Genomic DNA, 8,340 nt, shown 5'->3' with positions numbered 1-8,340 from the left:
GCGGCCCACGAGCAGGTGAGCGCGAAGCTCGCCTGCCCCGTGTACTTCGCTCGGCCGTATCACAGCTGGGAACGCGGCTCGAACGAGAACACCAACGGTCTGATCCGGGAGTACTTCCCGAAGGGGACCGACTTCGCTCATGTCAGCGAAGAACGAATCCAGGAGATCGAAGACAAGCTCAACCTTCGACCGCGCAAGCGGCTCGGCTACCGGGCTCCGATCGAGGTCCTGGAGCAATCCTTATCGCGGCGACGCGCCGCATGACGTGGCGTTGCACTTATTGGTTGAATTCAGGGAGTATAAAGAGGGGGATCAGGGGTGTTCGCGGGACCGGTGGACGATGGAAGGTTGCGACCATATATGATGTTTTCCCATTGGATGTCGCGCACGAAGTGCGCTTTGTATCCGGCCTGGTGGCGGGTAGCGGCCATTGCCGTGGCAGGGGGGCTTCTGGGGACGCCTGCCACGGCGGATCCGGCGGATATCTTCATGGCCGTTGAGGGCTATGAGGCGGTGGACGAGAAGCAGATCGAGGATCGCTCCTCGGGACCGCAGCCGGGGATGATGTCGAAACCGTTCGCGCGATGAACAGCCTTGTACCGATGACGCGTGCGCTTCTGATTCTCGAGGGAGAAGAAGGTCCTCAGGTCCATGCGCGATACCGGATCCGTTACGGGATGGATGAGCTGGGGTCCTTCCCGCCGAAGGGCTGTACGGCCCCGATCAGCTTCGTGCAGATCGACCGGTTCAACATGGGCCCGCAAAGGATGAAAGCGCTGCCTCGGGAAAAGACAGGGGAAGAACCGGACCCGCATGTGTCCTATCGCATGGTGCTGGACACCATTCAGGCGCGCACGGCCTGGATTTTGCGGGTCTCGCGTGCCGAGATCGATGACGAGACGGCGGCTGCAATGAGCTGCCTGGGCATCTCCTGCCTGTCGATGGAGTCGCCAGCCGATCAGGCCCCTGGATCCTGGGAGACGGATCCGGAAGCCGAGATGACGTTGACGCCACCCTACGACCCGATGGGGCCGGATGGCACGCACAGCCCGGCCACGGTGCTGGACCAGTTGCAGGTTCAGCACGGTTGTCTCGGAGAGCAGCAGAATGGCGGTGTGAGGTGGTCCTGTCCGGAACCGCGTGAAGCGGTCGGCTTGGGTGCACCGTTCATCGAGGTCGTCATCGATGTCAATCTGGCGCAGGACTTTGCCACCCAGGGCGTGCTGCGCGACGCTGACCCGGGCGATGACGAGATCGCGGCTCTGTGGCTCAAGGTAAGTTCCATCGCTTCGGGCGACCCGGGGGCACCGGTCGTTTCGCAGTCCATCCAGCGCGAGCGTCATCCTTCCCGTCGCGATTAAGCGCGTGTCGGGCCGGGTGCGAGAAGGTCCCGGCCCTGGTCTCTCGTCCGGCTCAGCTTTTGCGGCTGCCGTAGGTGACGACGGACTCGATGCGTTCAGCGCGTTCGGGGTCGAGGACGTCGGTCCGGGCGAGGGTAGCGGCGTCGGCGTTGATCACGTCGCGCACGCTGCCAACGTGGCGCAGCAGGTCGCGGGCTTCGTCCGCGGCGACGCCGGGCAGGCCGCTGAGGATGAATTCGGCGACCTTGCGCCGATTGTCGGACTCGGCCTCACGGTCGACGGGATCCGGCTCGATCTGTGCGTTCAGGCCGGTCAGGTAGATGAGCATGCCGCTGTTGTCGGCATCGGGGCTGGGCAGCACGCTGATGCCGAGGGCGATGGTCAGGTGGGCCAGGGCGCGGTGGATGTCCAGCGCCTGCTGGTAGAAGCGCGGCTCGTACAGGTCCCCTTCGACGATGTAGATCACCTGCCGGTAGTTGGCCTTCAGCTTCGCGGCGTTCTCCCACAGGCTCTTGTCAACCACGCTCAGGACCATGTCGGCCGCGGATTTGCGTTCGATCACGACGCCGTTGGGCAAGACGTAATCGCCCACGTCCAGATCGGTGAATTCCAGTTCCACGCCCTCCAGCTCTTCGATGCGCTGGATGATCTTGCCCTTTTCGCGCTTGTCGACGCGGATCGGCAGATGAAGATTTTCCATTGGGGACTCCGGTTGTGTGACCCGCACGCAGTCTAGGCGGAGCGCAGGGGGTAACTCGCAATCCCTCATGCAGTCTCGGATACCACCGGGGAGGGCGCCGGTTCGTTGCCCTCCCCGGTGTTCCTGCCCGAGCTGCCCGAGCGGTTCTGTCCGGGCCACCGATCGAATCCTCACCCCGGTTACGCGGGCTCGTCGTCCAGCGATGCACCGCCCTGTTCGAGGAAGCGGCGTACTTGCTCTTGCCGGCGGAAGGCGCCCTGGCCTGATCTGCGCGTTCGCGTGAGGGGGATGGATTCCCCGGATTTCAGATAGATGACCGGCCTGTGCGCGGGTTTGCTATGGCCGGAACGCTGTGACCTCGACCAGGTCGTCTCTACGGCCACCCGGCTGATGTCCTGCAAGGGGATGTCGCGGATCTTGCCGGGGCTCCCCGGCTGCCACCAGCGCCGTTCGGCGACCTGTAGCTGGTTAACTCCGGGCGGCAGCCACAGGGCCACCACATTGCGCTGGAACAGCAGCAGGTAGAGACCCAGCACGCCCATCGCCAGGGGCATCCACAGGCCGAACGTGACCTGGTGGCTCATGTGGAAGTCTCCGCCCTGACGGACATCGTCGAGGCCGGTGTTGACCTCGTCCACGATGGATTGAACGCCCGATCGGCCGCTCCGGCTGTAGCCCAGGATATCCACCGAGCCGTCGTCCAGCTGCAGGTTGGCGGAGTAGGTGCGGTCGCCGTCGCTGTTCCGACTCTCGCCCAGTGTGGCCTGCTGGATCTCTTCCAGGGGGTAGCGGCCCTCGGTGGATTCATGGATGCCGAACGGGGCCGATCGGGTGAGTTCGCAGTAGCGCTCCTCCGCCCCGCAGGCGAGATGCGTGCTGCGGCCGAACGTGGTCAGGAAGATCACGCTCATCACGAGCACGAAGAGCCCCATGAGCGGGGTGCCCCAGTTCTTGAATACCAGTTGGTTACCCACGGTTTCGCTTCTCCTTGTGGCTGGCCTGAGCATGTGCGTCGGGGCGTGGCGTGAACCGCACCATCGACCGACCAATGAAACCGGATGTCAGCCGGACGGAGAAACCTCCGTTTGGAGGGGGCGATGTTGCCTGCCGGTTTTTGGTGATTTCACCCGAAATTCGGAAGCCCCGGGGTTTGTTCGGGCACTCGGTCGGATTCGCCTCCGGCAGCAACACTGTCGCGCGCCATCTTCCGCGGCTGCCGACGGTGCTTGAGGTTCGGAGGAGGCTGCGGTAGAAAGCCCCTGTAATGGAAGAGGTTGTGTGATATGGATATCGGGGAGGAGCGTTGATGAACATCAATATCCACATGTTGATCGGCGGCGTGTTAGTGCTGCTGGTAGTGCTGTGGGTGTGGCAACGGCACCGTCTGCTCCGGCGTGCCGAGGTCGAGCAGGCCGAATGGGAGGCGCAAAGCCGCCAGGTAGACGCGATCCATGCGGCCATGAAGGAGCGGGACGACGTCGCCAACCGGCTGGCGGAGCTGGAGCGATCCGGCGGCGACGAGGACGCCCTGAAGTCCCTGCGCGTCGAGCTGGAAGCCATCGACGTCCGGTTGACGGAGCAACTGGAAGCGATGACCGGCCGTAGCGAAGGCGCTGCAGCTGGAAAGCCTCGCGGCTGACTGGGACGCCCGTGCGAGGCCTGCGTCGATACGGGCTGTGCACATTCGGGGATGTCGACAGGTTGCGGGCCCGGGATCGAGTCCGGGTGTCTTTGGGTCCGCCCCCCGCCTGTGGGATACTCCCGCACCTAACCGCCCGAGCATTATCCATTCCGGAGGCAAACCGTGGACGAGAATCGCAAGAAGGCCCTGACGGCCGCGCTGGGTCAGATCGAGAAACAGTTCGGCAAGGGTGCCGTGATGCGCATGGGGGACCGCCAGGCGGTGGATGTGCCCTCGATCTCCACCGGTTCGCTGGCGCTGGACGTGGCGCTGGGCATTGGCGGCGTGCCGCGCGGGCGCGTGGTCGAAGTCTACGGGCCGGAATCCTCGGGCAAGACGACCCTGACCCTGCAGGTGGTGGCCGAGGCGCAGAAGGCCGGCGGTACGGCGGCGTTCGTGGACGCCGAGCATGCGCTGGACCCGACCTATGCGGAGAAGCTGGGCGTGAACGTGGACGATCTGCTGGTCTCGCAGCCGGATACCGGCGAGCAGGCCCTGGAGATCGCCGACATGCTGGTGCGCTCCGGCGCGGTGGACGTGGTGATCGTCGACTCGGTGGCGGCGCTGACACCCAAGGCCGAGATCGAGGGCGAGATGGGCGATTCGCACGTCGGTCTGCAGGCGCGCCTGATGTCGCAGGCGCTGCGCAAGCTAACGGCCAACATCAAGCGTTCGAACACGCTGGTGGTGTTCATCAACCAGATCCGCATGAAGATCGGCGTGATGTTCGGCAGCCCGGAAACCACCACCGGCGGCAACGCGCTCAAGTTCTATTCCTCGGTGCGCATGGATATCCGCCGCATCGGTGCGATCAAGAAGGGCGACGAGGTGATCGGCAACGAGACCCGCGTGAAGGTGGTGAAGAACAAGATGGCGCCGCCGTTCAAGGAGGCGCATTTCGAGATCCTGTACGGCGAGGGGATCTCGCGCGTGGGTGAGCTGATCGAGATGGGCGTGAAGGAAGGCCTGATCGACAAGGCCGGGGCCTGGTACAGCTACAACGGCGAACGTATCGGGCAGGGCAAGGAGAATGCCCGGCAGTTCCTGAAGGACAACCCGGACAAGGCCGAGGAGCTCGAACGCAACCTGCGCGAGCGTTATCTGCCGTCGGCCGGCGGCAAGGGGACGGACGAAGACGCCGAGGCGGCGGTCGAGGATGCCGAAAGCCCGTCGTAAGGGCGGGGCGCCGGTCGACCCGGCCGATCCCGAGGCGGCCCTGGAGGCCGGACTCAAGCTCCTGGTACGGCGCGAACACGCCGCGCAGGAGCTGGCGCGCAAGCTGGCGGAGCGCGGCTTCGAACGGGACGCGGTGGATGCCGCGCTGGAGCGTGCGCGCGAACTGGACTACCTCAACGAGACCCGTTACGCCGAGTCCATGGCGCGCCACCGGGTCGGCCAGGGGTACGGCGAACAGCGCATCCGCGCCGAGCTCGCGCACAACGGGATCGATGGCGACACCGTGAGCCTCGCCATCGAGGCGCTGGAGGTCGACTGGGTCGAACAGGCCCGCGGCCAGCTCGAACGCCATTTCCGTCATCCCCCCGCGGCCCGCGAGGACGAGGCCCGCATGCTGCGTCACCTGGCCGGTCGCGGCTTCCCCGGCGATGTCGCCCACCGGGCGCTGGCCGCCTGGAAGGACGAGACCCCATAGGACGCAGGACGCAGGAGGCCAGCCCCCCTGGCCGATTCGACGTCAATAATGCCCCATCGGCCAGGGGCTGGGCTCCTGCGGTTCCGGGGTCTCGGGTCATGCTGTAGGAGGCCAGCCGCCTGGCCGATTGGGCATCACCAACGCCCCATCGCGCAGGGGGCTGCGCTCCTGCAGCATGGCCCGAGGCTGCGGGCGGCAATACGCGGGTCGGGGGCGAGCGTGATACGATTCCGCTTTTGACCCCATACCCGACCGGACACGCATGAAGAGCGCCGACATACGCCGGAGTTTCCTCGATTTCTTTGCGCAGCACGACCACACCGTGGTGCCGTCCAGCCCGCTGGTGCCTGCCAACGATCCCACCCTGCTGTTCACCAACGCGGGGATGGTCCAGTTCAAGGATGTGTTCCTCGGCCGCGAGAAGCGCCCGTACAGCCGCGCGGCGACCAGCCAGCGCTGTGTGCGCGCCGGCGGCAAGCACAACGACCTGGAGAACGTGGGCTACACCGCCCGGCACCACACGTTTTTCGAGATGCTGGGCAACTTCTCCTTTGGCGACTACTTCAAGCGCGACGCGATCCACTACGCCTGGGATTTTCTGACGGATGTCCTCGGCCTGACGCCGGAGCGGCTGTGGGTCACGGTCTACGAGACCGATGACGACGCCTACAACGTCTGGGCCAACGAGATCAAGGTCCCGGCCGAACGCATCATTCGCATCGGCGACGATCCGGACGGTGGCTCGGACAACTTCTGGCAGATGGGCGACACCGGGCCCTGCGGTCCCTGCACCGAGATCTTCTATGACCACGGTCCGGAAGTGGCGGGCGGACCGCCCGGTTCGCCGGATGAAGATGGCGATCGTTACATCGAGGTCTGGAACCTGGTGTTCATGCAGTACGACCGCGACGCGGACGGCACGCTGAATCCGCTGCCCAGTCCGTCGGTGGATACCGGCATGGGGCTGGAGCGCCTGTCGGCCGTGCTGCAGGGCGTGCATTCCAACTACGAGATCGACCTGTTCCAGGATCTCATCGCCGCGGCGCGGCGGGTGACCGGCGCGCAGGAAGCCGATTCCGCCTCGCTGCGCGTGATCGCGGACCATATCCGGTCGATTGCTTTCCTTATTACCGATGGCGTGCTGCCCTCCAACGAGGGGCGCGGCTACGTGTTGCGGCGCATCATCCGGCGCGCGGCGCGTCATGGCTTCCAGATCGGCTCCGAGGATGCGTTCCTCTACCGTCTGGTGCGCCCGCTGATCGACACCATGGGCGAGGCCTACCCAGAGCTGGTCAAGGCCGGCGAGCAGGTGGAGAAGGTCCTGGAGAAGGAGGAGCGCAAGTTCCTCGAAACCCTGGACCACGGCATGAAGATCCTCGAGGAGGACCTCAAGGATCTGCAGGGACGGGTGATCCCGGGCGAGACCATCTTCCTGCTCTACGACACCTACGGCTTCCCGGTGGACCTGACCGGCGACATCGCGCGCGAACGTGGCCTGGAACTGGACATGGCCGGTTTCGAGGCGGAGATGGAGAAGCAGCGCGAACGGGCGCGGGCCGCCTCCCGCTTCAGCATGGATACCGGCAATCTGCCGGGGCTGGAAGACCACACGACCGAGTTCTGCGGCTATGAATACCTGGAGGGCGAGGGCCGCGTGGTGGCGCTGTTCCGCGAGGGCGAGGCCGTGGACCGCCTGGAGGTTGGCGAAGAGGGCATCGTGGTGCTCGACCGCACGCCGTTCTACGCCGAGTCCGGCGGCCAGGTGGGCGACATCGGCACCCTGTCGGGCTCCGGCGTCCGCTTCCAGGTGCAGGACACCCGCAAGCAGGCCGCGGCGCATCTGCATGTGGGTCAGGTCCGCGCCGGTACCCTGGAGGTCGGCCAGACCCTGTCCGGCTCGGTGGAGGGGCCGCGGCGCGAGGCCATCAAGCGCCATCATTCGGCCACGCATCTGCTGCACAAGGCCCTGCGCGACCAGCTGGGCGACCACGTTCAGCAGAAGGGCTCGCTGGTGGATTCCGAGCGCCTGCGGTTCGACTTCACCCACATGGAGCCGCTGACGGCCGAGCAGCTGAAATCGATCGAGGATCAGGTCAACGCCGAGATCCTGGCGAACGAGGCCACCGACACCCGCATCATGGACATCGACTCGGCCATGGAGTCGGGTGCCGTGGCCCTGTTCGGGGAGAAATACGGCGACGAGGTGCGGGTGCTGAAGATCGGTTCCTCGGTCGAGCTGTGCGGTGGCACCCACGTGGAGCGCACCGGCGACATCGGGCCGTTCCGGATTACCGTCGAAGGCGGGGTCGCCGCCGGGATCCGCCGCATCGAGGCGGTGGCCGGCGAGGTGGCCCTGCGCTGGATGGACCAGCAGCTGGGCCATCTGGATGCGGTGGCGGACCGCCTGCGGGCCGGCCGCGCCGACGCCCCGGACAAGGTGCGCCAGCTGCAGGAGCGCAATCGCGAGCTGGAGAAGGAGATCGAGCGCCTGAAGGGCAAGCTCGCCAGCCAGGCCGGCGACGACCTCTCCAGCCGTGCGGTGGAGGTCGACGGGCTCAAGGTTCTGGCGGCCCCGGTGGAGGGCGTGGAGCCCAAGGCCCTGCGCGACATGGTCGATCAGCTCAAACAGAAGCTCGGCCGTGCCGTGGTGGTGCTGGGCACCGCCACCGAGGAAGGCAAGGTCTCGCTGGTCGCCGGGGTCACCAAGGAGGAAACCGGCCGGATCCGCGCCGGGGATGTGGTGGGCCGCGTGGCCGCTCAGGTCGACGGCAAGGGCGGTGGCCGGCCGGACATGGCCATGGCCGGCGGGCAGAGCCCCGAGAAACTCGACGCGGCGCTGGCCTCGGTGGAGGACACCGTTCGCGAATTGCTGGGCTGACCAAATTCCGGATTGGAAGGGCGGGTTTGCTTTGGATGCAACCCGATTTCGTGTTTAATGCGCCGCCTT

General features: G+C 66.0%; 8 protein-coding genes. 6 read left to right on the top strand and 2 right to left on the bottom strand.

The features are described from left to right. Both B1A74_RS00715 and B1A74_RS00705 read left to right on the top strand, forming a co-directional pair. On the top strand, positions 1–264 hold a 264-nt coding region (locus tag B1A74_RS00715; protein WP_143592217.1), incomplete at its 5' end, for an IS30 family transposase. A 413-nt stretch (positions 265–677) separates the two neighbouring features. After that, positions 678–1,361 (top strand): hypothetical protein, encoded by a 684-nt coding sequence (locus tag B1A74_RS00705; protein ID WP_018945693.1) that lies wholly within the window; start codon positions 678–680, stop codon positions 1,359–1,361. 52 nt (positions 1,362–1,413) lie between these two features. On the opposite strand, the gene B1A74_RS00700 is transcribed toward B1A74_RS00705, so the two are convergent. Then, positions 1,414–2,061 (bottom strand): ERCC4 domain-containing protein, encoded by a 648-nt coding sequence (locus B1A74_RS00700; RefSeq protein ID WP_018870950.1) that lies wholly within the window; start codon positions 2,059–2,061, stop codon positions 1,414–1,416. Positions 2,062–2,240: 179 nt separating this feature from the next. Continuing rightward, positions 2,241–3,035 (bottom strand): hypothetical protein, encoded by a 795-nt coding sequence (locus B1A74_RS00695; protein ID WP_077243478.1) that lies wholly within the window; start codon positions 3,033–3,035, stop codon positions 2,241–2,243. Positions 3,036–3,367: 332 nt separating this feature from the next. Here B1A74_RS00695 and B1A74_RS00690 point away from each other — a divergent pair, with 332 nt between their 5' ends. From B1A74_RS00690 to alaS, 4 genes are all read left to right on the top strand, one after another. Beyond that, positions 3,368–3,700: a hypothetical protein gene (locus B1A74_RS00690; RefSeq protein ID WP_077243477.1), complete on the top strand. Its 333-nt coding sequence runs from the start codon at positions 3,368–3,370 to the stop codon at positions 3,698–3,700. A 165-nt stretch (positions 3,701–3,865) separates the two neighbouring features. Then, positions 3,866–4,918: a recombinase RecA gene (gene recA, locus B1A74_RS00685; RefSeq protein ID WP_018945698.1), complete on the top strand. Its 1,053-nt coding sequence runs from the start codon at positions 3,866–3,868 to the stop codon at positions 4,916–4,918. Beyond that, positions 4,899–5,393, top strand: coding sequence for a regulatory protein RecX (locus tag B1A74_RS00680; protein ID WP_018945699.1), 495 nt, complete (start codon positions 4,899–4,901; stop codon positions 5,391–5,393). The genes recA and B1A74_RS00680 overlap by 20 nt, the downstream gene beginning before the upstream one ends. 262 nt (positions 5,394–5,655) lie before the next feature. Beyond that, positions 5,656–8,271, top strand: a complete 2,616-nt coding sequence (gene alaS / locus B1A74_RS00675; RefSeq protein WP_077243476.1) for an alanine--tRNA ligase — start codon at positions 5,656–5,658, stop codon at positions 8,269–8,271. Positions 8,272–8,340 lie beyond the last annotated feature (69 nt).

It is taken from the genome of Thioalkalivibrio halophilus, assembly GCF_001995255.1.
Taxonomy (GTDB): domain Bacteria; phylum Pseudomonadota; class Gammaproteobacteria; order Ectothiorhodospirales; family Ectothiorhodospiraceae; genus Thioalkalivibrio; species Thioalkalivibrio halophilus.
The sequence above is the reverse complement of the archived record's forward strand: the minus strand, read 5'-3'. Positions and strand labels throughout refer to the sequence as shown.